General features: G+C 50.7%; 20 protein-coding genes. 13 read left to right on the top strand and 7 right to left on the bottom strand.

All coding sequences use genetic code 11. The features are described 5' to 3' along the window. Window positions 1-205 precede the first annotated feature (205 nt). Window positions 206-916: a histidine utilization transcriptional repressor HutC gene (hutC, locus tag DFR42_RS23075; RefSeq protein WP_110257406.1), complete on the bottom strand. Its 711-nt coding sequence runs from the start codon at window positions 914-916 to the stop codon at window positions 206-208. Window positions 917-1,016: 100 nt separating this feature from the next. Continuing rightward, window positions 1,017-1,952: a LysR family transcriptional regulator gene (locus DFR42_RS23070; RefSeq protein WP_110257405.1), complete on the bottom strand. Its 936-nt coding sequence runs from the start codon at window positions 1,950-1,952 to the stop codon at window positions 1,017-1,019. A 157-nt stretch (window positions 1,953-2,109) separates the two neighbouring features. Here DFR42_RS23070 and DFR42_RS23065 point away from each other — a divergent pair, with 157 nt between their 5' ends. Beyond that, window positions 2,110-2,886, top strand: coding sequence for a 3-oxoacyl-ACP reductase family protein (locus DFR42_RS23065; protein WP_110257404.1), 777 nt, complete (start codon window positions 2,110-2,112; stop codon window positions 2,884-2,886). Between the two features lie 79 nt (window positions 2,887-2,965). Here DFR42_RS23065 and DFR42_RS23060 read toward each other — a convergent pair whose 3' ends face one another. Both DFR42_RS23060 and DFR42_RS23055 read right to left on the bottom strand, forming a co-directional pair. Beyond that, entirely contained in the window at window positions 2,966-3,445 is a 480-nt protein-coding gene (locus DFR42_RS23060; RefSeq protein ID WP_110257403.1) for a GNAT family N-acetyltransferase, read from the bottom strand. Continuing rightward, window positions 3,442-3,849, bottom strand: coding sequence for a rhodanese-like domain-containing protein (locus tag DFR42_RS23055; RefSeq protein ID WP_110257402.1), 408 nt, complete (start codon window positions 3,847-3,849; stop codon window positions 3,442-3,444). The genes DFR42_RS23060 and DFR42_RS23055 overlap by 4 nt, the downstream gene beginning before the upstream one ends. A gap of 303 nt (window positions 3,850-4,152) precedes the next feature. Here DFR42_RS23055 and hutU point away from each other — a divergent pair, with 303 nt between their 5' ends. The 5 genes from hutU to DFR42_RS23030 all read left to right on the top strand — a co-directional run bounded on the left by hutU (window position 4,153) and on the right by DFR42_RS23030 (window position 13,434). Further along, complete coding sequence (gene hutU / locus DFR42_RS23050; protein ID WP_110257401.1) at window positions 4,153-5,853, top strand: urocanate hydratase; 1,701 nt, start codon at window positions 4,153-4,155, stop codon at window positions 5,851-5,853. Between the two features lie 186 nt (window positions 5,854-6,039). Then, window positions 6,040-7,581, top strand: a complete 1,542-nt coding sequence (gene hutH / locus DFR42_RS23045) for a histidine ammonia-lyase (protein WP_110257400.1) — start codon at window positions 6,040-6,042, stop codon at window positions 7,579-7,581. Between the two features lie 119 nt (window positions 7,582-7,700). Further along, window positions 7,701-8,309 (top strand): HutD/Ves family protein, encoded by a 609-nt coding sequence (locus tag DFR42_RS23040; RefSeq protein WP_110257399.1) that lies wholly within the window; start codon window positions 7,701-7,703, stop codon window positions 8,307-8,309. Further along, window positions 8,309-9,532 carry an imidazolonepropionase gene (hutI, locus tag DFR42_RS23035; protein WP_110257398.1) on the top strand — a complete coding sequence of 408 codons (1,224 nt, stop codon included), beginning with the start codon at window positions 8,309-8,311 and terminating at the stop codon, window positions 9,530-9,532. The genes DFR42_RS23040 and hutI overlap by 1 nt, the downstream gene beginning before the upstream one ends. Window positions 9,533-9,654: 122 nt before the next feature. Beyond that, entirely contained in the window at window positions 9,655-13,434 is a 3,780-nt protein-coding gene (locus tag DFR42_RS23030; RefSeq protein WP_110257397.1) for a DUF748 domain-containing protein, read from the top strand. A gap of 107 nt (window positions 13,435-13,541) precedes the next feature. Here the strand turns inward: DFR42_RS23030 and DFR42_RS23025 are convergent, their stop codons facing one another. Further along, window positions 13,542-15,182, bottom strand: coding sequence for a M28 family peptidase (locus DFR42_RS23025; protein ID WP_110257396.1), 1,641 nt, complete (start codon window positions 15,180-15,182; stop codon window positions 13,542-13,544). Between the two features lie 427 nt (window positions 15,183-15,609). On the opposite strand from DFR42_RS23025, the gene DFR42_RS23020 reads away from it, so the two are divergent. The 4 genes from DFR42_RS23020 (at window position 15,610) to DFR42_RS23005 (ending at window position 20,527) form a co-directional block, all read left to right on the top strand. Then, window positions 15,610-16,002 carry a response regulator gene (locus DFR42_RS23020; protein WP_110257395.1) on the top strand — a complete coding sequence of 131 codons (393 nt, stop codon included), beginning with the start codon at window positions 15,610-15,612 and terminating at the stop codon, window positions 16,000-16,002. Further along, window positions 16,003-17,646, top strand: coding sequence for a diguanylate cyclase (locus DFR42_RS23015; protein WP_110257394.1), 1,644 nt, complete (start codon window positions 16,003-16,005; stop codon window positions 17,644-17,646). 168 nt (window positions 17,647-17,814) lie between these two features. Continuing rightward, window positions 17,815-18,696 carry a phosphatidate cytidylyltransferase gene (locus DFR42_RS23010; protein WP_146218948.1) on the top strand — a complete coding sequence of 294 codons (882 nt, stop codon included), beginning with the start codon at window positions 17,815-17,817 and terminating at the stop codon, window positions 18,694-18,696. Window positions 18,697-18,724: 28 nt separating this feature from the next. After that, window positions 18,725-20,527: a bifunctional alpha/beta hydrolase/class I SAM-dependent methyltransferase gene (locus DFR42_RS23005; RefSeq protein ID WP_110257392.1), complete on the top strand. Its 1,803-nt coding sequence runs from the start codon at window positions 18,725-18,727 to the stop codon at window positions 20,525-20,527. Here DFR42_RS23005 and DFR42_RS23000 read toward each other — a convergent pair. Together DFR42_RS23000 and DFR42_RS22995 are read right to left on the bottom strand one after the other, a co-directional pair. Next, entirely contained in the window at window positions 20,475-21,095 is a 621-nt protein-coding gene (locus DFR42_RS23000; protein ID WP_110257391.1) for a CDP-alcohol phosphatidyltransferase family protein, read from the bottom strand. The two genes, DFR42_RS23005 and DFR42_RS23000, sit on opposite strands and share 53 nt — an antisense overlap. Continuing rightward, window positions 21,092-22,285, bottom strand: coding sequence for a phosphatase PAP2 family protein (locus tag DFR42_RS22995; RefSeq protein ID WP_110257390.1), 1,194 nt, complete (start codon window positions 22,283-22,285; stop codon window positions 21,092-21,094). Before DFR42_RS22995 ends, DFR42_RS23000 begins: the two co-directional genes overlap by 4 nt. 41 nt (window positions 22,286-22,326) lie before the next feature. On the opposite strand from DFR42_RS22995, the gene DFR42_RS22990 reads away from it, so the two are divergent. The 3 genes from DFR42_RS22990 to DFR42_RS22980 all read left to right on the top strand — a co-directional run bounded on the left by DFR42_RS22990 (window position 22,327) and on the right by DFR42_RS22980 (window position 25,853). After that, window positions 22,327-23,421 (top strand): patatin-like phospholipase domain-containing protein, encoded by a 1,095-nt coding sequence (locus tag DFR42_RS22990; protein WP_110257389.1) that lies wholly within the window; start codon window positions 22,327-22,329, stop codon window positions 23,419-23,421. Window positions 23,422-23,423: 2 nt separating this feature from the next. Continuing rightward, the gene (locus DFR42_RS22985) at window positions 23,424-24,143 is read left to right on the top strand and encodes an SDR family NAD(P)-dependent oxidoreductase (protein ID WP_110257388.1); all 720 of its coding nucleotides are present in this window, start codon (window positions 23,424-23,426) and stop codon (window positions 24,141-24,143) included. A 336-nt stretch (window positions 24,144-24,479) separates the two neighbouring features. Further along, entirely contained in the window at window positions 24,480-25,853 is a 1,374-nt protein-coding gene (locus DFR42_RS22980; protein ID WP_170133648.1) for a tetratricopeptide repeat protein, read from the top strand. The last annotated feature ends 36 nt before the right edge of the window (window positions 25,854-25,889 follow it).

Here is a 25,889-nt window from a genome sequence, read left to right as displayed (position 1 = left end):
ACATTTTAATAATGATAAAACTAAACAACAATGAATGCAAGTAGTTGGGCTTGGCAAGCAATTACAAGAGCGACTTTGGCCGCGAATGTCCGATAAAACACGGATCAACCATACCACCAGATGCTCGAGGCTAATGTTGCTACTGGAAAATTGAAGCAGACTAAAAAGAATATCTCTCGCCCCTGTGCGCTGAAGGGGCTTGAATCTAAAAACTCCCGGCAAATTGATAGCGCTTACCCGGATGCCACATGGTTACGCTGGTGGCGATCATGTCGCGGGAGCGGGTGGTTCTGTGCAGGACCAGACAGGCCTCTTTGGCGGATATATGCAGCATCTCGGCTATCTGTTTTGGGGGCAGCGCGGCTTCTATGCTGTAATCAACGCCTTGCAAGGGAGCCACCGCCACCAGATATTCATTCGGCGTCATGACGCTGAAGTCTTGTTGCAGGTATTCTGGTGTCACGCTGGAGTTAACCCAGCGGTCTTCTACCTGTATCGCCACTTCGTTTTCAAAGTGGACGATGACGGAGTGGAATAAAGTATGGCCCGCCTTGACCTGGAATTCTGCCGCCAGTTGTTCGGTCGCGACTTCTGCTTTCAGCTCATGCAATTCGCTGCGATGGGCATGGCCGCGGGAACGGATTTCTTCAGCGATGCTTTTGATTGCCACCAAGGTTGCCTGGTATTTTTGTTGTGCCACATAAGTGCCAGAACCCTGTATGCGCGTCAGTATTTGCTCACTGGTGAGCTCGCGCACCGCGCGGTTGACGGTCATGCGTGAGACACCAAACTGGCTGGCCAGTGTGGTTTCGGCAGGAATGGCATCGCCTTCTTTCCATTTGCCTGACTGGATTTCCTGGAGTAGGGTATCTTTGATGACTTGAAACGCTGGGGTATCTGGCTTGCTGGGTTTCACAGGATGGGTGGCATGGTAGTGATGGGTGTTTGCATTTTCTCATAGCATGGCAGTGATAGCGAATATATTGGCCTGCACCGTCACTTACTGTCACTTAATGTCACTTCTTGCGTGGCAATGCAGAAAATTTTCCGGCAATATCCAGCTCACGAAAACGCATGAGAATGAAATCAACAAACAGCCTGGTCTTGGCAGGCATCAGTTTGCTGCTGGCGTAGTAGAGGGAAATTGGGCCGATATCCGCATACCAGTCTGGCAGCAGGCGTATCAATGTGCCGCTTTCCAAATAGGGCAGGGCGTGTAACCTTGGTACCATGGCCACACCCAAATCCAGCAGGGAAGCACGGCACATGGCCTCCGGGTCATCCATGATGATGCGTGTCTTCAGTTCCATATGCGCTTCTTCACCCGCAGTATTGCGTAGCGTCCAGGAGCGCAGCCTGCCACTTTGTGGCGAGCGGCGCATGATGCCATCCAGATGAGTCAGGTCTGCAGGTTTTGCAGGCATATTGTGAGCTGCGATATAGGCAGGTGAGGCAACTGGTATGACATGAGCACGCCCGATTTCTCTTGCGATAACGCCAGGTACTAGCTCTATGCCGCCACCGATGGCAACATCAAATCCTTCTGCGATGATATCTACGCTGCGGTTATCAAAATGCAGGTCGGGTATGACATCAGGGTAGGTGTTAATAAAATCATTCACCGCAGGCAAAACATAATCTCGTCCAAAGGCCAGTGCCAGGCTGATCTTTAATACGCCAGCGGGTTTGCCTGCAACGTTTTCTACATTCGCCAGTGCCGCCTGTATGCTGTCCAGCCCACCCTTGATCTGCGCCAGGAATACTTCTCCCGCCTCCGTCAGCATCAGGCTGCGCGTGCTGCGCTGGAATAAACGTATTCCCAGGCGCGACTCCAGTTTTGCGACATTTTTGCTGACCGCCGCTGGCGTCAGCCCCAGATTGCGCGCTGCCTGTGAAAAACTGCCTGCTTCTGCACTGCGCACAAAGGATTCGATGCTGGAAAGAGTTTCCATGATGACCTTTCTATTTTCAACCTTTAGTTGAAAGTAATGTAATCGATTATGGACTACTTGTAATCATTTAAAAAGCACAAAATAGCTACATCCAATCACGGATTAAAGAAATTAAACCGAATCAAACTTAAGCAAGCCAACTAAACAGGAGAACGACATGACACAAGCACTCAACACACAAGCAAACACATCCAAAGCAAACCTGGCTGGTAAAACAGCCTTGGTCACTGGCGGTTCACGCGGTATAGGCGCAGCCATTGCACGCAAACTGGCAACAGATGGCGCAGCAGTTGCCATCACTTATTCCAGCAGCGCACAGCAGGCAGAACAACTGGTTGCAGATATACGTTCAACTGGCGGCAAGGCGCTGGCTATCCGTGCTGATGCGCAAGATGCAGATGCCGTCAAACAGGCAGTGGCAAAAACGGTCGCAGAATTTGGCGGCCTCGATATCCTGGTCAACAATGCGGGAGCACTGGTTGCCGGTGGCATTGCAGATATCAGCATGGAAGATTATCAGCGCCTGATTGCTGTCAACGTGACAGGCGTGTTTGTCGCCTCGCAAGAAGCACAGCGTCACATGAAAGAAGGAGGTCGCATCATTAACATAGGCAGCGTCAACAGTGATTATGTGCCTGTACCTGGCCTGTCACTGTATGCTTTGACCAAAGGCGCGGTAGCCTCTTTCACCCGTGGCCTGGCACGCGACCTGGGCGCACGTGGCATCACCGTCAATAATGTGCAGCCCGGCCCGGTTGATACAGAAATGAATCCAGCCAACGGTGCTTTTGCTGACACCATGCGCAGCTACATGGCGACAGGTAAATATGGCACAGGCACACAAATCGCCAGCCTGGTTGCATACCTGGCGAGTGAAGATGCGGCATTTATTACTGGTGCAAATCTCAAGGCAGACGGTGGCTTTGATGCCTGATATCTGATGTTTGATATTGTGAGGCGAAGAGTGGAGCGGTTTCTGGCGATGGATTAAGGATGCGAATTGCTTCAGTCCATTACAAGGGCAGTATCCATGCTTCCCAGCCAGTATCTGGTTTTCCGTCAAAGCGTCGATAAAATTGCCTGGCGTTTTCATTGCCAGGCAATACATCCCATTTTAATCTGCCGCAACCATGCTGCCTGGCATCGGCTATCAGGGTTTCCATCAGTGCCTTACCGATGCCAAGCTGGCGCGCTGGTGCGGTAACATATAATTCTTTAAGCCGCCAATCCGGACGCAGGTCGTAGGTGAACGCAACTTCAACAAGAACAGCATAGGCCAGTAATGCACCTGCTGGTGTCGCCGCCACATAAGCCCTGAATTGTGGTCGTTCAGTATCCAGTCCACGTGCCAGCAAATCCTCGACGGTGACGCAAAATTCAGTCAGGTAATCTTCAAAGGCAGCCAGTTCACGCATCAGTTGCAGCAAGCCCGCAGCATCAGTAGCCAGGGCAGGGCGTACGTTGAATATCGCTGCTTCTGTCCCTGTACTCATGCCAGTTCAGTGACTTCTGTTGTCAGGCTGAAACCTTCATCCAGCCAGCCGGTAATGCCTCCCACCATGATTTTCACAGGGTGTCCCAATTGGGCCAGCTTGATGGCAGCTCGTGCCGCACCATTGCAATGCTGGCCAGCACAATAAGTCACAAACAAGGTGTCTGCCGGATAGCTGGCCAGTTTGGAGGCGATGATCTTGCCTCTGAGCAGGTTGATAGCACCGGGCACATGGCCCTTGGCATAAGACTCAGGGCTGCGCACGTCCAGCAAGACAAAATCTGCCATGCCTTCAGACATTGCATGGTGGGTGTCCCAGCAATCTGTCTCAAAACGCAGGCTGTCTGCAAAATGAGCGATGGCTTCCTGGCTGCTGGCTGCGGCGACTTCAGTAACGACGGACATGGTTTTTGCCTTTCATGGTGTGGTTGAACGTGTAGCTATTGTCGGCTGCTTCGCTTTAGGTGGGGAGTGGCGTTAACGGCATTGTCCGGTAATATCACGCCAAAATGACTGGTGACTAAAATTTTTGCACTTTCCCTTTATTATTCGCTTGCAAAAGTTGTATATACAACTTAAACTTTCTCTCAATGATTCAGCTTTGTCCGGTTTTATGTATTTTTGTTTGCTTGGCCGGATTCTTTAATTTGGGCGGTATATCTGCGATTTTGCCGCTATCCTGTATTCACTGACTGATGGAGAGAGACTATGAACAACGATCCACGCTGGGATGCCAGCCGCGAAATCCACGCACCACGCGGCGCAGAAAAAACCTGCAAGACCTGGGTAGCCGAAGCGGCCTACCGTATGATCCAGAATAATCTTGACCCTGCGGTGGCAGAAAACCCCAAGCATCTGGTGGTCTACGGCGGCATAGGCCGCGCAGCCCGCAACTGGGAATGCTATGACCAGATCCTGGCATCGCTAAAAGAACTCAATGAAGATGAAACCCTGCTGATACAGTCCGGCAAACCGGTAGGCGTGTTCAAGACGCACGAAGATGCACCCCGTGTACTGATCGCCAATTCCAACCTGGTACCAAAATGGGCCAACTGGGAACATTTCAATGAACTAGACCGTAAGGGCCTGTTCATGTATGGTCAGATGACTGCCGGTAGCTGGATATATATTGGTACGCAGGGCATAGTCCAGGGCACGTATGAAACCTTTGCCGAGGCAGGCCGCCAGCATTTCAATGGTGACTGGGGTGGCCGCTGGATATTGACAGCTGGTCTCGGTGGCATGGGTGGTGCGCAACCTTTGGCGGCCAGCTTTGCAGGTGCAGTATCTCTCAACATCGAATGCCAGCAATCAAGCATAGACTTCCGCCTGCGTACCCGTTATGTCGACAAGCAAGCTAAAGATCTCGATGATGCACTGGCACTTATCAAACATCATTGCGATCGTAAAGAAGCAGTGTCGATTGCCTTGCTCGGCAATGCCGCCGAAATATTGCCAGAACTGGTCAAACGTGCAAAAGCAGGTGGCATGAAACCTGATCTGGTAACAGATCAAACTTCTGCCCATGACCTCATCAATGGTTACCTGCCTATAGGCTGGACCGTGGCTGAATGGAAGGCTGCGCAACAAGACGCTACGCAACATGCGAAACTGACTGCCGACGCTTCACAAGCCTGCGCTGTACATGTACAAGCCATGTTGGATTTCCACGCCATGGGTATACCGACAGTTGATTACGGCAATAATATCCGTCAGGTGGCTTTTGACACCGGCGTCAAGAATGCCTTTGACTTCCCTGGCTTTGTACCTGCATATATCCGCCCGCTGTTCTGCGATGGTAAAGGCCCATTCCGTTGGGTAGCTCTTTCGGGTGACCCGGAAGATATCCGTAAAACTGATGCCAAGATCAAGGAATTGTTCCCTGAAAATAAAGGCGTACACAAATGGCTGGATATGGCGAGCGAGCGCATCGCCTTCCAGGGTTTGCCAGCGCGTATTTGCTGGCTGGGTCTGGGTGAGCGTCATATCGCTGGTCTGGCCTTCAATGAAATGGTCAAGAATGGTGAATTGAAAGCACCTATCGTCATAGGCCGTGACCATCTGGACACAGGCTCAGTCGCCAGCCCCAACCGCGAAACCGAAGGCATGCGCGATGGTACGGATGCAGTCTCCGACTGGCCTTTGCTGAATGCTTTGCTCAATACCGCTGGCGGCGCCAGCTGGGTATCGCTGCATCATGGCGGTGGCGTAGGCATGGGTTACTCTCAACATTCTGGCATGGTCATCGTTGCTGATGGTACTGAAGCTGCGGCGAAACGCCTGGCACGTGTACTGGTCAATGACTGTGGTTCTGGCGTTATGCGCCATGCGGATGCAGGCTATGAGCAGGCTGTTGCTTGTGCTGAGCGTGAGGGCTTGAATTTGCCTATGATTAAAGGTGGTAAGTAAGCATAAGTGATTGGGGTAATTCCGTAGGTTGGGCCGGGCCTCGCTAGGCTACGGTTTACCAACCCAACACTCAGCTCTTAAAGAACGTATTTTATCGAAGGCCCAGTGTTGGGCTGATGAGGCGTAGCCCAACCTACAAAAGCTAACTGCGCAAACGACGACATTTAAAGTATTCAGGAAAAACACATGAGTAATCATTTTGAAATTCAACCCGGCCAATTCACGCTGAGCGATTTGCGCTCTATCTGGATCAAGGCGCAGCCCTTGAAGCTGGCAGAATCTGCCTATGCGGCCATCAATGCATCATCCGCCACCATCGATAAAATCGTTGCCAAGGGTGATGCTGCTTATGGCATCAATACTGGTTTCGGCAAACTGGCCAAGACCCGTATCCCTGACGACCAGCTGGAACTCTTGCAGCGCAATCTCATCCTTTCGCATTCCGTCGGCTCTGGTGAATTCATTTCTGATGAAGTCGTGCGTCTGATTTTGGCGATGAAGATCGCCAGCCTGGCGCGTGGTGTCTCTGGCATACGTGCTTCTGTGATTGACAGCATGATCGCCATGTATAACGCAGGCATCATGCCGACTATCCCGGTCAAGGGTTCGGTCGGCGCATCTGGCGACTTGGCACCTTTGTCGCATATGACACTGGCTATGCTGGGTGAGGGCGATGCACGGGTGAATGGCAAGCTGGTGCCAGCCAAAGAAGCATTGGCTGCTGCTGGTATCAAGCCTGTCGTTCTGGCTGCGAAGGAAGGCCTGGCACTCATCAACGGTACGCAAGTATCCACTGCACTGGCCTTGAATGGCCTGTTCCTGGCCGAGCGCTTGCTGGAAGCTGGCACTATTACCGGTTCCTTGTCAGTCGATGCTGCCAAGGGCAGTGATGCACCATTTGATGCGCGCATCCATAGCAGCCGTGGTCAGCCCGGCCAGATTGCGACAGCGCAGATTTATCGCAGCCTGCTGGAAGGCAGTGAAATTCGTCAGTCCCATCTTGTCAATGATGAGCGCGTGCAAGATCCATATTGCCTGCGTTGCCAGCCGCAAGTCATGGGTGCCTGCCTCGACATCATCAATAATGCAGCACGCACTTTGCTGATAGAAGCGAATGCGGTGACGGACAACCCGCTGGTGTTCGTGGAAACCGGCGAAGTCATTTCTGGTGGTAACTTCCATGCAGAGCCCGTAGCTTTTGCGGCAGATACCCTGGCGCTGGCGATAGCAGAAATTGGTTCCATCTCTGAACGCCGCATCGCCTTGCTGATCGATTCATCGATTTCTGGCCTGCCACCTTTCCTGGTGCCTTCCTCTGGTTTGAATTCTGGTTTCATGATCGCCCATGTGACTGCAGCGGCACTGGCTTCTGAAAACAAGTCACATGCTCATCCATCCAGTGTGGACAGTATCCCGACTTCTGCGAATCAGGAAGACCATGTCAGCATGGCGACCTACGGTGCACGCCGTTTGCATGAAATGGCCCACAACACGGCGACCATCGTTGGCATAGAATTGCTGGCTGCGGCGCAGGGCGTGGACTTCCATGCGCCTTTGCAAACATCAGCGATGCTGAAGCAAGTCCACACGCTTTTGCGCGAAAAAGTGGCTTTCTATGATAAAGACAGGTTCTTTGCTCCTGATATAGAAGCAGCAAAAGCGCTGGTCGTTGAAGGCCATTTGAGCGCGCAATGCCAGCAGTTGTACCAAAATCTGTATTTGGCCTGATTCTGCTTGAAGCTTAACAGTTTGTATTAGGCAGCTTGTATTAAGCAGTTTGTATTAAGATAGTGGCTCTCTCATCTGGGAGGGCCATTTTTGTATTTTGTTGAAAGCTTTTGATTACCATGCGTAAGTGGACAAGACTCGATTATCAAACCATGCCATGGAAAAATGGCGGCGGCAGTACGACTGAGCTGGCGATATTTCCTACAGATGCCAGCCTTGATCATTTCGTCTGGCGTTTGAGTACGGCAGAAGTCAGCAGCAATGGCCCGTTTTCGCATTTCGCCCAGATAGACAGAACGCTGGCGATTTTATCTGGTGAAGGCCTGATACTGCATAGCGATAGCGAGCAGGTTCATGGCCAAAGTGTTTTCCTCAAGCAGGATAGCCTGCCGCATCAGTTCAAGGGTGAAACGCCTATCAATGCCGAACTCTTGCATGGCACTGTGCTGGACCTGAATATGATGACGCGGCGCGATGTCTGTACCCATCACATGCAAAGGCTGGAAGCTGGCAAGCATTTCATCGAAGCCAATGATGCCCAGCAGCTTTTGCTGTTTTGCGCCAAAGGCAGTGCCAGTCTGGCCACTGGTGAGACTTTGCAAGATTATGATTGCTGCCTGTTTGAAGAAGAGCATGAGCATCAGGGCATACGCCTGAATCTGCATGCTGACGAGGGCGCTGTACTGTATCTGATACGCATACAATTTTTGAGCATGGGTGACAGTTGATGACTACTACAGCTTTATCCTGGGATAGCTTGTGGACCAATGTCCACCTCGCATGCATGACAGATGGTTATGGCGAAATCGGGGATGCAGCCATCGCGGTCAAAGATGGCAAGATCGCATGGCTGGGCAGGCAAAGTGAATTGCCTGCCGGGTATGTCGCCGCCAAAACCCATGATGGCAAGGGCTGCTGGCTGACGCCCGGCCTCATCGATTGCCATACCCACCTGGTGTATGCCGGTAACCGCAGCAATGAATTTGAAGCGCGCCTGAACGGTGTCGCCTATGAAGAAATCGCCAGGCAAGGCGGTGGTATCAATGCCACTGTGCGTGCCACCCGTGCAGCGTCTGAGGATGAATTGCTGGCGGCTACGCTGCCACGCCTGCATGCGATGTTGGCCGAAGGTGTTACTACGCTGGAGATCAAGTCCGGCTATGGCCTGGACATGGAAACCGAGGCCCGCATATTGCGCGTGGCACGACGCATAGGGCGTGAATTTCCAGTACGTGTCAAAACTACGTTTTTGGGCGCACATGCTTTGCCGCCCGAATATGCAGGCAGGGCTGATGATTACATCAAACTGGTTTGCGAGCAGATGTTGCCAGCTTTGGTGGCTGAAGGTCTGGTCGATGCCGTCGATGTATTCTGTGAAAAAATAGGTTTCACGCCAGCGCAAACAGAACTGGTGTTCCAGGCTGCGCAAGCACATGGCTTGCCAGTCAAACTGCATGCAGAACAATTATCTGATCAGGGCGGTGCCGCATTGACGGCGAAATATCAGGGTTTGTCTGCCGATCATCTGGAATATTTATCGGATGAGGGTATAGCAGCGATGGCAGCCAGTGGAACGGTGGCCGTGCTCTTGCCGGGTGCGTTTTACTTTTTGCGCGAAACCAAATACCCGCCATTGGCTGCCATGCGTGCGGCTGGCGTGCCGATTGCGCTGGCAACTGACTGCAATCCTGGTACTTCGCCCATGACTTCACTGTTGCTGACCATGAATATGGCTTGCACCCTGTTCCGTATGACACCGCTGGAAGCACTGCAGGGTATTACCTGCCATGCAGCGCAAGCCCTGGGCTTGAGTGAAGAAACGGGCAGTCTGGCAATAGGCAAGGCGGCTGATTTTGCGCTGTGGGATATCGCCAGACCGGCAGACCTGGCGTATCACATCGCGGGTAACCCCTCGCAAGCCAAAGTGTTTGCAGGTAAGTTGCTAGCCTGATGATGTCTGAATTTCTTTTCTGATTGACATTTTTTAACCCCGCTTAGACGGGGTTTTCTTTTGATCGCTGTCGTTGAAGACTATAATCTTATACAGCCATACACAACGCACCAGAACCTACCATGACGACAATAAAACAAAAAATCACCAATGCAAACCAACGCTGGCACCTGGGGCGCTGGGCTGCAGGACTGGTTGGCCTGGTGTTATTGCTGGCCGCCCTGAGCTGGGCTTTTTTGCCGGGTGTCGTCAAACGCATCGCTGCCGAGCAAGTGCAGCAGCAGATAGGGCGCAAGCTGGATATGGCCGATATCCGCTTCTCCCCCTTCAAACTGGCGTTGACGATAGAAGGTTTGACCCTGTATGAGGCTGACCAGCGCACACCGGCAGTCAAGGTCAGGGAGTTGGTACTGAATCTGTCGCTGGCATCGGCGTTTCGTCAGGCCCTGATCGTTGATGAAGTCAGACTTACGGAGCCTTACGTGCATATTATCCGTACTCCGGGGGAGGGCTATGGCCGCTACAACTACAGCGATATCCTGGAAAAAATTGCCGCCATGCCCAAGAGCGAATCAACGACACGCTTTTCGCTGGCGAATCTGCAGCTTGCCGGTGGACGCATAGAGATAGATGACAAGGTCGTCAATGAACAGTTCAAGATAGAGGCACTGCAAATTGGTGTGCCCTTTGTGTCCAATTTTCCTAATCAGGTTGAGAGTTTTGTAGAACCCTTGTTGTCGGCCAAGGTCAATGGTTCAAACTTTGTACTCAAGGGCAGGGCCAGGCCATTTACGAATAGCCTGGATACTTCACTGGCAATCGATCTCGACAAGCTGGACCTGACACAATATCTGCCCTATGTACCTGTGGCCTTGCCAGTGAAAGTTCAGAATGCAAAATTGTCGACCAAACTGGATTTGATTTTTAGCCGCAAGAATGCCCATGCCGAACTATTGTTGGCGGGCGACGTCAATCTGGATGATTTGCATGTCAACGATAAGTCAGATGCACCCTTGCTGAAGCTGGGCAGCCTGCACGCGCAAATCAAGCAAGTCAACGTCATGACAGCCGCAGCCAGCATCAGCAAGCTGGAACTGACATCACCAGAAATTTGGCTGGATATCAATCAGCAGGGGCAATTGAACTGGGCTAGCCTGACCACTCCACCTGCGCCCGCTACCTCGTCCAAAGTTGGCAAAACGAATACCAAGAGTAAAGAAGTGCCCGTAACTGCCAGCACCGCTTCTGTCGCATCTTCCACGTCCGTGAGCGCTGCAAAACCGGCCGCTGCCTTGCAGCAATTGGCTGAACTGCAGCTGTCTAAAGGGATTTTGCATTTCCGTGATGCCAAACATGCCAACCCTGCGCAGACTGTCAACCTCAAAGATATCAGTTTGAACGCACGTGGTTTGTCATCGGCAGCAGATGCCAAAGCGGCAGTATTCAAGTTCGCACTCAGTGGTGAAAACGATGAGAGCCTGAAACTGGAAGGGGAGATGCAGCCACTGAATGGCACGGTCAAGGCGCAACTGGCTTTAAGCGCCTGGTCACTGGCTACTTACCAGCCTTTGTTGAGCAATTATCTGCTCGCCAGTGTCAGTGGTAAGTTTGATGTGAATGCGCAATTGCAAGTGCAAAAAGGCCTGGTGCAAGTTGATGATCTGGGTATGAAACTGAGTCAGTTCGCCATCAAACCCAAGTCTGCTGATGATGGCAGTTTCAACCTGAAAGCATTGACTGTCGATAAACTGACCCTGAACATGGAGAGCAGGCAAGTCAATATAGGCAGCGTGCTGTTTGATGGCCTGGTCACTGATGTGCGGCGTGATGAAAAAGCGGTATTGAACCTGAATAAGTGGCTGAAATCCAGTGCAAATGCCAATGTTGGAACAAGCGCTACTGTACCTGCGGTAGTAGATAATGTACCTGCCAGTTCGGCAAGTGCTGTCGCTACCACAGACTGGAAAGTCAAACTTTCCAGTCTGGACTTCAAGGACAGTGCCGTCAGCTTCAATGATAAATCCATGTCGCCAGAAGTAAAACTGAGGCTGGATGCCTTTAATTTGCATGCAGAAAAACTCAGCAGCGATATGTCGCAGCCAGTGAGAATGACTTTGCAGACAAATATCGGGAAAAAGTCTAAGCTCAGTCTCGATGCAACGGCAAATCCACAGTTGAAAAATATCATGGTGAATCTGGACGGGCAGGCTTTGCCAGTGTCTGCCTTGTTCCCTTATGTATCGCCCTATGTCAATGCTGCGCTGACACGTGGACGGGCTGACATCAAGGGTAAGTTAAGCTTGATTAATGCGCTGGACAATAACAGGCAAATCAATTACGAAGGCATGCTGGCGCTGAATGATTTCCATCTGCTGGAAAATGGTGCTGAAGAAGATTTCCTGGAATGGAAAAACATTGCTATGGAAGGTATCAGCGCGCAGATTGGTGGCGAAAAGCAATTGGTCACTTTGAAAAAACTGGTGCTGAATGATTTTTATGCACGCGCCATTCTGTCATCGAAGGGTAAGCTGAATATACAAACCATACTCAGCACCAAGAAAGCAGATGCAGAAGAGGCTGAAGCATCAGTTGCTGCGCCAACGCCAGTAGCCCAGGCCGATGATGCAGCAGCCAAACCGGTCATCAGCAAAACAGCAACGACAACGATCGTGACCGTGCCTTTACCGGCAAAAGTGGAAAAAACCAATCCCGTAGTGATACGGGTTGCCCAGACTACACTGAGTGGCGGTAATATCAATTTTACGGACAATTTCGTCAAGCCAAATTACACAGCCAATCTGACGGGTGTCGCCGGCACGATAGGTGCGATAGCTTCCGATAATCCACAAGCCGCTACCATAGAATTGACAGGCAAGGTCGATGATGATGCACCGCTGGTGATATCGGGCACATTGAATCCCTTGTCCAACCCCATCTTTATGGATGTGAAGGCCAGTGCAAATGGCCTGGAACTGACTCGGCTAACGCCCTATGCAGCCAAGTATGCAGGCTACATCATAGAAAAGGGCAAGCTGTCCATGCAAGTGTCGTATCGCATAGAAAACCAGCAATTGCAGGCCGAGAATGATGTGCGTCTTGATCAACTGACTTTTGGTGAGAGAGTCGATAGCCCGACTGCCACCAAATTGCCCGTTATGCTGGCCGTTGCCCTGCTGCGTGATAATCAGGGCCGTATTTCCATCAATTTGCCAATTACGGGATCATTGTCTGACCCGCAATTTTCAGTCGGCGGGATTATTTTCAAGGTATTCATGAATGTGATTACCAAGGCCGTGACTTCACCATTTGCCTTGTTGGGGTCCATGTTTGGTGGTGGGGAAGAGCTGGCTTATACAGAATTTTTGCCAGGTCAGACTGCGCTGACCCCTGCCACCACGGCCAAACTGGATAGCCTGGCGAAAGCTCTCAAGAATCGTGCTGGTCTCAAACTCGACATCATAGGCCGTGTAGAACCAGTCAGTGATGCTGATGGCATACGTCAGCTATTGCTGATGCAAAAAATGCGCGAGTTGAAATGGAAAGAAGTGCATCAAAAAGACCGCAATATTAAAAAAGACGATATCAGCATCAGTGATGCTGAAAGAGCCAAATATGTGGAAGACGTGTATCAGGCAGAAAAATTTATCAAGCCACGCAATGCCATAGGCCTGGCGAAAACCTTGCCCACGGCAGAAGCAGAAAAAATGATACTCGCCAATACGCAGGTAACGCCAGATGCCTTGCGCAGCCTGGCGCAAAAGCGCGCAGATGCGGTGCGTGATTACCTTGAAGATGTCGCAGGTATAGAAAGAGACAGATTATTCCTGATCGCCCCCAGACTCAGTTCTGATGGTATCAAGGATAAGGGTAGTCCTAACCGAGTGGATTTCTCGCTGAAATAAGATGGAGAAAAGTGAGTTGATCCCGTACTGTAAAGAGGTTGAGTGGTGATGGGGTTGCAGTAAGGCTCCGTCAGCTATCACCGCTGCAAGTTCCTTACTGCACTATACTATTGCACTAAACGCTTGTACCGCCCATCCTTTTTCCAGGCTGGCATCGCAGTATCGTTGGCAACTGCATAGCCCAGATTCAAGGTAAATTGCGCCTGCTGTAACATGCCGCTTAAATCCCATGCTGGGTTATAGCGATCACGCGGGGTATGGTAGTCTTTTTTAAATGCTTTCATTTGTGCTGCTTCCTGTTCTGCATCGTGATCGAAGGCAAATGAACCATCACCAGAAAACACGGCAGAACCGACATTAAATGCTGGAATGCCCGCCCGCACAAAATTGAAATGATCGGCGCGAAAGAAGGCCCCGCCTAAATCGGGAACGGGTGGTGCAATGCGCAAGCCCATTTTTTTGGCAACGGACGTGGCAGTATTAAACAGGCTGCTGTGCTCACTGCCTGCTACACCCATGTCCTGGGTTTTACCGACAAAATTCATGCTGTCCAGGTTGAGATCAGCCGCAGTTTTTGCCAGTGGCCATAAGGGGTGTTGAACGTAAAATGCGCTGCCTAGCAAGCCCTGTTCTTCTGCCGCAGGCCATAAAAAAATCTGTGTACGTTTCGCAGGGTGCGTCACCGCAGCTTGCGCCATGGCCAGCAATGCTGCCGCACCGGAAGCATTATCCACCGCGCCATTCCAGATTTGTGCGGGTTTGCCGGGTTCTTGCACTATGCCCAGATGATCCCAGTGCGCGGAATACAGCACTGCCTGCTCTTTCAGTTTTGCGTCTTTGCCTGGGACCATGCCAATGACATTTTGCTGTTCCACTTTACGCACGCTACTACGCAATGTCACATGAGCCCTGGCATCGATTGCGACTGGCTTGAATTCACGGGTTTCGGCTTGCGCACGCAGTGCATCCAGGTCCTTTCCTGCTGCTGCGAACAGGGCTTTGGCAGTATCTTCCTGCAGCCAGCCTTCCAGTGCGTTGCCGTTATTGCCGCTGTTACCATCCTTGTCAAGACTAAAGCGTTCATGGCTGAAAGATGTTTGTGGCACGTTCCAGGCGTAACTGGCTGAAGGTGTAGTATGTATCAATAAGACACCCGCAGCACCTTGCCGTGCAGCTTCTTCATACTTGTAGGTCCAGCGGCCATGATAGGTGAGTGCTTTTCCTGCAAAACGATTTGGTTCTGCTGCGGTTGGCTGGGGATCATTGACCATCATGATCAGCAATTTGCCTTTCAGATCGACACCTTTGAAATCATCCCAGCGCTCTTCTGGTGCGCGCACTCCATAGCCGACAAATACCAGCGGAGCATTAAAGTCATTGTCGGCTTTGCCGTTGGAAGAGCCATACACAATCTCAGCTCCCATGGCAGGTGAGAGGGTAGTTTTGTTAGTCTCAAAACGGAGTTGACTGCTGGCCAGGGTCTGGCTACCCACCAGTGTTACCGTTTGCCGGTAGCCATTTGTGCCAGGTAGTGGCACCAGACCCATGGCCGCCGCTTGCGTTTCCAGGTAGCGCACTGCGAGATCGCCACCGCGTTGCCCGGTACCGCGTCCTTCCAGCAAGTCGTCAGATAAAAAATCCAGATGCGCGCGCAAGGGCGCTTCTTTTACTTGCTGCGCCTGTACCGGATGATGGGCAAGTGCAAAATGTAAAGCTAAGCTGGATATGGCGGTCAAGGTGAGACGCATCAGTACTCCTGTGAATTCTATAAATTGATTTGCGCCAGATCATATTACAAAACAGGTGTTTTTTAGATATCCACGGCCCATGGAGCTGGAAAAGAGTCATTACTGTCGCAACTCCAAACAGGCCGGCTCTCGCTGGATGCCATTGTGTTAATGAACTATGTCTGGTCAACACCCTGAAAACATTGTTGCTCTTCATTATTTTTTTTGCTTTGCAACAATGAAAATGTTGATTGCTTGACGGATAAGCAATTATTTTAAAAAAATACATTTCCTATAGAAACAAAAAGTGGATTCAGGTCCTGACTTGTTGTCGGGGGCTCTGTGAATGGTGATTATTCTGATAATGAACAGGATTTATTGTTGTTTTGCGAGTAATCTTGATTTATCCTGAAGCAATCCGTTTTATCTATCGCAATAAGGAGTAGCAATGACTTCTGTAACGCTCGCCAGCATTTTGTATGTTGAAGACGATGCTGATATACAAACCGTGGCTCAAATTGCTTTGGAAGTTGTCGGTGGTTTCAGTTTGAAGACTTGTAGTTCAGGGGCGCAGGCTATTGCTGAAGTCAGCGCTGGCTTTGTTCCTGATCTTTTGCTTCTGGATGTCATGATGCCAAATATGGATGGCCCGACTACCCTGGCTGAATTGCGCAAATTGCCTATCACAAAAACAACACCCGTTATCTTCATGACTGCCAAGGTGCAGTCGTCTGAAATGGAATTTTATAAATCGCTGGGCGCCATAGGCGTGATTGCAAAACCGTTTGATCCTATGGAACTATCAATTCAGGTGCGGGGCTTATGGCAGGAGAAAGCCTAAATGTCTGACAAAAATGATAGCCTGCAAGAAAAATTGCGCGCTCTCGAGGCTATTTTTTTACAGAAACTGCCTTCCAAATTTGACGAGATCACGCAAACCTTGCAAAAGGTAGTCGAACAACCTGACGACAAAGAGTCCATGGTTGTACTGCACCGGCACCTGCATACCATGGCAGGTTCCGCGGGTACCTTTGGCTTTGCCGAAATCGGGGCACAGGCCCGCGTATTTGAATCTACCCTCAAGCCACATCTGGAAGGCAAGGCCTGGGAAGCCGAAGAGTTAAAGTCCTATGCCGACGAGGTCAATCGCTATTTTGAATATGCTTTAAAACACGACAACGTACCAGTCAATGGCGTTGCCGAAAGCGTGCAGGAAGAAGAGCGTGATGTCAGTGACCCGCATCTGATTTATCTGGTGGATGAAGATGAAGCGCAAAACCAGGAAATCACGGTACAACTTGAGCATTTTGGTTACGAAATAGTCCGTATTAACCACCTAGGCGCCCTGGCCAAGGCTGTCGCCACCCGCAGGCCGCATGTCATCGTCATAGAACTGAGTTTCCCTGAAGGCAAGGTTGCTGGTGCTGAAGAAATTTCACGCATCAAGCAGATAGAGCGTTTCCGTATTCCTACTGTCTTTGTCTCGCGCTCCAGCAGTTTTGATTCTCGCTTGCTGGCTGTGCGTGCCAGCGGTGATGGTTACTTCACCAAGCCGGTTGATGTCGTCGCCCTGACGGAACGCATAGAATCCCTGTTGCAACTCGATGAAAACAAGGGCTATCGCGTGCTCATCATCGACGACGATGCTGTCACCTCGAAGTTTTATGGGGCGATTTTGCGCGACGCTGGCATGAATGTCTACCTGCTCAATGATCCTACCCAGATATTGACGGTGATGACAGACTTCCGGCCTGAATTGCTGCTCATGGATATCTATATGCCAGTGTGCAGTGGGGTGGAATTGTCACGCCTGATCAGGCAAGATAATTCCTATGTCGATGTACCCATCGTATTCTTGTCCAGCGAAGCTGACCTCAGCAAGCAACTCGATGCCGTCAGGGCAGGGGCAGATGATTTCATCACCAAGCCGGTGGCACCTGAATATCTGAAATCATCGATCGCTTCCAGGGCTGAACGTTATCGTTCTTTGCGCGCTCTCATCATGCGTGATGGTTTGACTGGTTTGTTTAATCACACTGCCATCAAAGAGCAACTGGCATCCGAGATATCGCAAGCTGGCCGTACCGGTTCACCACTGGCATTGGCCATGATAGACCTGGATAATTTTAAATATATCAATGATACCTATGGTCATCCTGCTGGTGACCAGGTCTTGCGTACATTGGCAAGGCTTTTACGCCAGCGCTTGCGCCGCAGCGACATTGTGGGTCGTTATGGTGGTGAAGAGTTTGCAGTGATCTTCCCGGATACGACGGCGACAACAGCCCGCCGCGTGCTTGATCAGGTCAGGCTGGCATTTACCAAGATACAGCAGCACTGCGAGGGCGGACACTTTTCCGTCAGTTTTTCGGGTGGCGTGGCTGATCTTGAGTCCACGCTGGATGCCGATGAATTGTTTGATATAGCCGACGCAGCTATGTATGTGTCGAAGCAGCAAGGGCGAAACCGCATCAGCCTGGCTTGACGTTGGTAGGCACAATAAACAGGCTACTGAGCGATAAGCTACAGTAACCTGTTTTGCTTTTGACGAGCGAAGAGACCTCGCTGTTTCCAATACTTACATATTCAAAAAGCAAGCTGGTGCTGAGTTCGGTGTACACTGACCTATCTTCATTGTTGTTCAGGTCGATTAGTGTTACCAAAATTTCTTCTCGGCAATCCTACTCTGGGTGCCATGTTGATGCTCTACCTGCTTCTGGCTTTCGCAAGTGTTGGCGTAGGCAGGCATAGTTCGCCCGAAAGCCAGTTGCGCAAGCAGGTCAATGCCTGGTGGTTTCTTTTTCCTGTCGTCAGCCTGAGTTTGTTTTTATATCCAGTGGGTCCGCTCTTGATGGCCTTGCTGATCGTCGTGCTGGCCGTGCGTGAATTGTCTCTGCACTATACTGGCCCTCGATGGCGCTTTTTCCTGCCTTGCCTGATATTGCTGGCGCTGCAGATTTCTTTGCAGTATATCGACAACTTTGATACCAGCCTGATCTTGCCCGCCTTATTGTGCCTGCAAGCCTTGCAGTTTTTCATCTGGCGGCAGCGTAATCAGTTACTTCTCATGCTGTTCCTGCTGCTCTGCTATGGCCTGAGCTTCATGCTGGAGTTGCTGACACTGCCATTTTCAAACGAAGTCAGGATGGCCTGGTTTTTTTACCTGTTTGTCGTCACCGCCCTCAACGATATTGCCCAGTTTGTCAGTGGCAAAATTTTTGGCAGGCAAACCATAGCACCTACCATCAGCCCCAATAAAACCGTGCAGGGTTTGATGGGAGGTGTGGTGATTTCCATGCTGGTTTCACTTGGCCTGGGCATGTACTTGCATCTGGCCAGCCCCACTTACTTGTTGTTGATGGGCGTCTTGCTGTCACTCGGTGGTTTTGCCGGTGACCTGATATTTTCAGCTGCAAAACGCTATTTGAAAATCAAGGATTTTTCTGAATTGATACCAGGACATGGCGGCATACTCGACAGGGTGGATAGCCTGGTCCTGACCGCACCCTTGCTGTATCTGGGTCTCCTGTTCTGAAAAATGAATATTTAATAAAGGATTATGCATGACAACCGAATTGCAAACAAAATGGCTGTGCAGTGAATCTGGCTTTGACAGCCATGACAGTACCCGTTTGTTTTATCGTATCTGGCAACCTTTGGCAGTCCCTGCAGGTCAGGCGCAAAAAGCCTTGATCTTTCTGCACCGTGGTCATGAGCATTCTGGCCGTATAGGCCCGCTGGTAGAGCAATTTGGTTTTACCCAGGACTGGGCGTTTGCCTGGGATGCACGCGGCCATGGCAATTCGCCGGGGGAGCGTGGTGATGCACCTGATTTCCAAACCATGGTGCGTGATTTTGACAGCTTCATCAATCATATCCAGCATAGTTATGGCATAGCCAAAGAAAACATGCTCATTGTGGCAAACAGTGTGGGTGCCGTGATTGCCGCAACCTGGCTGCATGACTATGCGCCGCGCGTGCGTGGTGTGGTCATGGCTGCAGCGGCATTTGATATCAATCTGTATGTGCCATTGGCCAAGCCAGCCCTGCGTTTTGCCACCTGCTTCAAGCCGGACTTGTTTGTCACCAGCTATATACGTTCATCCATGCTCACGCATTCTGCTGAACAGGCCAAGGCCTATGATGCCGACCCGCTGATCACCAAGAATATTTCTGCCCGGGTCTTGCTGGACCTGGCTGATACTGCCAAGCGCGTGGTCGAGGATGCGCAGGCGATAGATGCGCCAGTGCTGATGCTGGTGGCTGACAAGGATTATGTCGTCAAACAGGCTCCGCAAAAACAATTCTTTGAAACTATCTCTTCCACACTGAAACGCTATGTCCTCATAGAAAATTGCCACCACGCGATTTTTTATGAGAGCGAAAGCCAGGCGCAGCAAGCCATACAGGCAGCGAAGGATTTCATCAATGAATGCTATACGAAAGACTTGCTGCCTTTGTCGCACTACTTCAAGGCCGATACCTTGAGCCAGAGTGCGCGCCAGTACCAGGCATTGCAGCAGGGTAAATTGGGTGGTGCTTTGGAAAACGCCTTTTACGGCATGCAAAAATTCATGCTCAGTCATCTGGGTAAGCTCAGTAATGGCATGCGCATAGGTCTGGAGCATGGCTTTGATTCTGGTGCCTCGCTCGATTACGTCTACCGCAACCAGGCCGGTGGCCGTTTGCTGATCGGTGGCATGATAGACCGCGGCTATATCGATGCCATAGGCTGGCGCGGCATACGCCAGCGCAAGGCGCAGATGCAGCAGACCCTGTCTGACCTGATACAGCAATACCCGGCTGGCCAACCTGTGCGCATACTTGATATTGCTGCTGGTGGCGGCCGCTATGTGCTGGAAACCATCAAACGTTTCCAGAATCGCGATATAGAAATCAGTCTGCGTGATTTTGACCAGGCTAATCTGGATCAGGCCAAATTGCTGGCTGAACGCTTGCAATTAAAAAACAAGATCAGCTATCAGTGCCGCGACGCCTTTGCCGCAACCAGTTACCCGGCAGAAGAAGACGCTTATGACATCGTCATCGTCTCTGGCTTGTATGAGCTGTTCAGTGATAATGTACTGGTATTGGCGTCCTTGCGTGGCATACAGCAGCAACTGAAAATTGGCGGGCATCTGGTTTACACCGGCCAGCCATGGCACCCACAATTATTGATGATAGCCAAAACACTGAATAGTCATCGCGGCCAGTCATGGCAAATGCGTCCACGTCCGCAGGCCGAAATGGATGCCCTGGTTGCCAGTATAGGTTGCAAAAAGATTGCAACCCAGCTTGGCATCGCTGGGATATTTACGGTGTCGGTGGCGCAGCGTGATGCGGCAGTGCCCGTTTTATCCGATTGAACAAAGTCCAGAATAAAAGCAGCAGGACGATGGTCAACACGGCATTTAACCATATCGCTGGTAGCTGAAATGCTACCAGCAGGGCCAGCAAACCAAAGGCAAAAGCACGGTCGCTTTTGCCCATGGGGCCATCAAAGCGGCGTTTTGAGCCTGCCAGCAAGGCAGCTACGCCAGCAAATTCCGTCAGCAAAGCCAGCATGGCTACCGCAATCAGCAAGGGTACTTGTATCCCCGTTACCAGGGCAAAGGGCAAGACCAAAGCGGCATCTGAAACCTGGTCGCCAACTTCATTGAGAATCGCTCCAAAGGCAGTTTTTTGCTGGGTAAAGTTGGCCAGCATGCCATCTATTGCATTCAGCGCCATGCGCACAAACATGAAAACCGGCAGGCCCAGCCACAAGCCTTTACTTTGCGGGGAACAGGCCAGTGCAATGCCGTAAGAGATGGATAAAAACATCGCCAGCAAAGTTACCTGATTCGGCGTGATATGTCTTTTCGCCAGGCCAGCCAGCAAGGGTTGCAGCAATTGCTGGAAGCGCGGCTTCAATTGGTAAATGGAAAAGCTCATGGCTTATTGTTCATTCCTTGTGACATATACAGTTTGGCCAGCAATATACATCGGCTATAACCCATGGCGCAATGCAGATACACTGTTTTGCCAGCAGTGATTTCTTCGCGCAGACGCTGCAAAATCTCGTCCATTGCTGCGTTTGTTGGTGTTGCCAGGTCCAGCAAGGGGTAATGCCAGTAGTCATGCTTACGCAAAGCCGGGGTTTCGCTGAGTTCATTGGCGAGATCTATGATGCTGCAATTTGGCGGCAATTGCCTTGCCTCTCTGGCACTCAGGCGGCGGCCTACCAGTAATTGTTCAGTCAGCTTGATAATCACAGGCTTGCGTCGTTCTCGCCAGACGACGGCATACCAGGTTAACTGGTAGCCAATCAGGTAGGGCGCATACATAAGCCAGATCCACCATGGATGCTGTCCCTTGTGCTTGTGCAGGAAATACCGGTCACGACGATAGTAAGCCAGACTGACCAGCAGCAGGCTGCATGCAATATACAGGGTGAACAGATTGTGACTGGCGATGACACCTGTGATCAGAAACAGACTGGCAAATATCAGGTAATAGAATGCAACCTGTGGTTCAGTCTTTTTTGGCGTGACTAGCAGTATGCAAAAACCTGCCAGCAAAAGACCTGCCAGTACATCCAGCAGATGATGCTGATAGGTGAACAGGGTAGAAATGGCAGTCAGCAATAACCAGGCCGCCAGGGCTATGCGCAAGGGGGCGGGGCGCACGTGTTCCCGCAATGCAGTCCAGAATAAGACGCAGTAAGTGACATGCAATGATGGTAATTGATTATATGGTTTATCCATCATGGCCAGATAATCATATAAATATGCGCACCAGGCAGAAGAGATGGCGGGTCTGGGCCAGCTGAATTGCAGGGGGTATAGCACAAAGACGAAGGCTGCTAAGACCGTCGCCAATAGCAGGCGCTGGCTGAGCAGGCGTAATTGATCCTGGCTGCTGACCATGAAGAAGGCCAGGCAAAAAAACAGACCAGAACTCAGGTAAGGCAGGATCATCCATTGTAAAAATGGGATGCCAGCCTCAAATGGCAAGACAGCATGACGCTTGACGCCCAAATGCTGTGCCAGCGCATTGGCGGTCAGATAACACAGGGCAAACGTCAGGGTATTCAGCAACAAATGACGCAAGCGGTGTTGCACAGTTGCAGGAGAGGACGGCATTTAAGATGCGTATGGTCTTAACAGTGTGATATTTTAGCAGGATGAATCAAGTTAAAAAATATAAACGCTGCATGGTATTTGCAGGCGGTGGGTTTCGTTTTGGTATTTATCTGGGAATGTACGCAGCAGCCTGTGAGGCTGGCCGTGCGCCAGATGTACTGCTGGCCAGTTGCGGTGGCTCTATTGCGGCCAGCATTATTTCTGGTTTGCCCGACGATGCACAGCGCAAGGCCTGGCTCAGTTCAGAAGACATGTATCACTACTGGAGTGGCCTGCAATCCTCGCCCAGGGCAGGCATAGTCCGCACCCTGGCCCTGGCTGCCAAGCGTGGTTTTTCACGCGGCTCTGCAGCGACCATACCCGATCTGTTCAATGAATACCTGTTTGAAATCCCGTCAGAACTGCCTTTGCCCAAGGTAGCAGCCAGCGAACAATCAGTCGCGACTGCCATCATAGGCGGCAAACTGCTGTTTAATGAAAATGAGGTTGGCCAGTTGCGTGGCCAGCGCAAATTATTTGCTGAAACCGTGTTTTGTGATCCCAAAGCCGCAGCATTGCTGGATGGTATGGCTTCACCGCTGGCAGATGCACGCTGGGGCGAGCATGCCATTTCAGAAGAATTATTATGCGATGTGCAAACGTCAACCAGCCTGGCGGCACGCATTTCCATCACTGACATGTTTTACTTCCGTTGCCACGCTCATGCCAATGGCCATTATTTTGGCGGCGTACTGGACTTGTTTCCTATAGAAGTGGCCAGACGCCTGGCCGATGAAGTGATGATGGAATTTAAGCAAAGCTTTGATCAGGCTTTTTCCATCCCTGCCTGGCGCACAGTATTGGGCCTGGATGGCAATGCCCGCCTGCGTTATGTGAATGGCCAGCCTGTTGATGTGCGCATCGATACGTCAGACGTGGCGACACTGCTCAACAAAGAAGCCGTACAAAAGAAACTCGATTGGCGGCGTAACCGCATCACTTTGCAAATGCCAAAAAATTACGCCACCTATGTCGCCTATATGGAAGCTCAATGGCAATATGGCTATGCACGTGGCATGGAAGCCTTTACCCGTGAAGCTGCCTATGACGAAACCATGATACGCAGCAGTGATAAATATAGCCGGGGCATGGCCTGAGCATGAATATCATGGTGATAGGCGGAACCAGCGGCATAGGCCTGGCACTGGCGCGCCACTATTTGCAGCGCGGCGACAGGGTGGCAGTCTGTGGTCGCGACCTGCAACGCCTGCCTGCTGATTTTCACAATGCAATCAGCTACCAGGTCGATATCGCAGACCGAACCAGCTTGTCGCAAGCCATCAATGACTTTGCCGCGCAAGGCCTGGACATGCTGATCGTCACCGCTGGTATTTATTTCAATACCCGTAGCCACTTGCTGGATGAGGCTGCGACTTTGCATATGCTGCGTACCAATGTCAGCGGTTTGAGCCATGCGTTTGAACTCGCGGCTGAGAAAATGCTAAGGCAAAAGTCGGGACAACTCGTGGCTATTTCATCGGTTGCAGGTTTGCTGCATGATTATCCAGGCGCATCCGTGTATAGCGCGACCAAGCGCAATGTATTGAGCTTGTGCGATACCTACCGCATTGCGCTCCAGCCATTTTCAATTGCTGTAACAGCGATAGTGCCTGGCTATATTGATACCGCCAAGCTGCGTGCCCTGAATGAGGGCGATGCCAGTCACAAGCCTTTTATCATGTCTGAGCAGAAGGCAGTGGCTCTGATTGTGGATGCGATTACTGCGCGACGCGACAGAGTTGTGTTTCCCTGGCAGATGAAGTGGCTCATCGCAGTCTTGAATCTGTTGCCGAGGTGGGTGTTGAAGTTGAGGAAATAGGACATCTTTACAGAGGCCTTTCAGGTCAAATGCAGCAGTCTTAGTGGTTTCACTCATCCATATTTTAAGCAGGAGTCTAGTGGCGTTCATCGCATTCTGTACACGGCCATTTATCTCATACGCTTAGCCAGGTTAATCCTAGTGCTGCGCCCCAATCCTTTTGCGCAAAGATCTCGCCCAGCAAGGCGAGATTCCTTTTTCATAAAGACCTAGTGCACATAAGAATTGCGAAAATCAAAAGTAGCATCAACTTGAATCTCAAAAGTCTTTATAATTTGGCACATGATTTTTTGTGGATACCGCACTCCATACGACATATGCAAATTGAGAGAAGAGATGGGTAAAGAAAACATTGATGTCAAAATGATCGAATGCCGTATTTCAGGGGTGAGCTTATTGCATGCAATTTGCCTGGCATTCTTGATGTACAGTGCAGCAGGCATGTCGACTGCAAGTGAAAAAGATGCGCAGCCTGTAAGCAGTGCAAGACTTGATGAGACGAAGATTCAGGGTTTACGTGAGAAAGCCATCAAGGGCGATGTAGATGCTCAATATCAAATGGGTCTGATGTATGCAACAGGCAAGGGCGTTTCTCAAAACTATGATGAGGCATTGAGATGGTTTCGCCCAGCAGCTCAGAGTGGCTTTGCAAAGGCCGAGACATCCATGGGATTCATGTACGCCAATGGATTTGCTGTTACGAAGAGTGACACCCAGTCACTGTATTGGTATGAAAAAGCTGCGAATCATGGCGACCCTGTCGCACAAAATAATTTAGCAATGTTGTATGACCAGGGGATAGGAAATCAAGCACATTCCAGAGACGTCAACAAGGCATTGAAGTGGTACCGGAAAGCAGCAGAGCAAGGTCTAGTCACTGCTCAGGCACGTCTGGGCTTCATTTACATGATAGGTGACGATATTGCCAAGAATGGCGATGAGGCATTTACCTGGATGAGCAAGGCAGCCAGACAAGGGCATCTGGAATCGATGGCCAATCTGGGTTATTTATATGAGCAAGGTTTTGGCGTAAAACAAAATTATGCTGAAGCATTGAAATGGTATCAGGCAGCTGCCAATGCGGGCTCTCCTATGGGGGAATTCAATATCGCTCACTTATACCAGGAAGGTCTGGGTGTAGCAAAAGACAGTGCTTTGGCCCTGAACTGGTATAGAAAAGCAGCCGATCATGGCATGGCGGAAGCGTGGATGCGCTTGGCGAGTGCTAGCCGTCGTGGTGAGGGGACGGTAAAAAATCAAGCTGAAGCAATCAGGCTGTACCGGATTGCAGCCGATATGGGCAGCGTCAACGCGCAACATGATCTTGGTCTAGTCTACATGAATGGCGATGGCGTCCCACAAGATGACATAGAAGCGGAAAAGAGGTTTGAACAGGCGGCTGATCAAGGTGATGTCGAAACACAGTTTCTGCTTTTTAAGTTTTATCTTGACAGGTATGACAAGAATGGAAGCCTTGGGGCAGAGTCTTTCTTTAAAAAATCCACCAACTCAATCAAAGCTTATAAGTGGCTTTTGATCGCAAAGTCCAATTCGATGAAGGATTGCAAGGTTTGCAAAACTGCTGACAGTTATTTGCAAATAGCTGATTTAGCCATGACAGCAAAAGATGTCAAGCAAGCAAGGGACTATGTAGTCGAGTGGAAGACAAGATTTTCTAAAAGGCCACGAAAAGAAATATTGCCGCTCTAGTCAAGTTGTCAGTGTATTTGGTGGTATGCCTGCTTT

Source organism: Undibacterium pigrum (genome assembly GCF_003201815.1).
In the GTDB taxonomy this organism is placed as follows: domain Bacteria; phylum Pseudomonadota; class Gammaproteobacteria; order Burkholderiales; family Burkholderiaceae_D; genus Undibacterium; species Undibacterium pigrum.
Note: the sequence above shows the minus strand (reverse complement) of the source record. Positions and strands in the feature narration are given on the sequence as shown.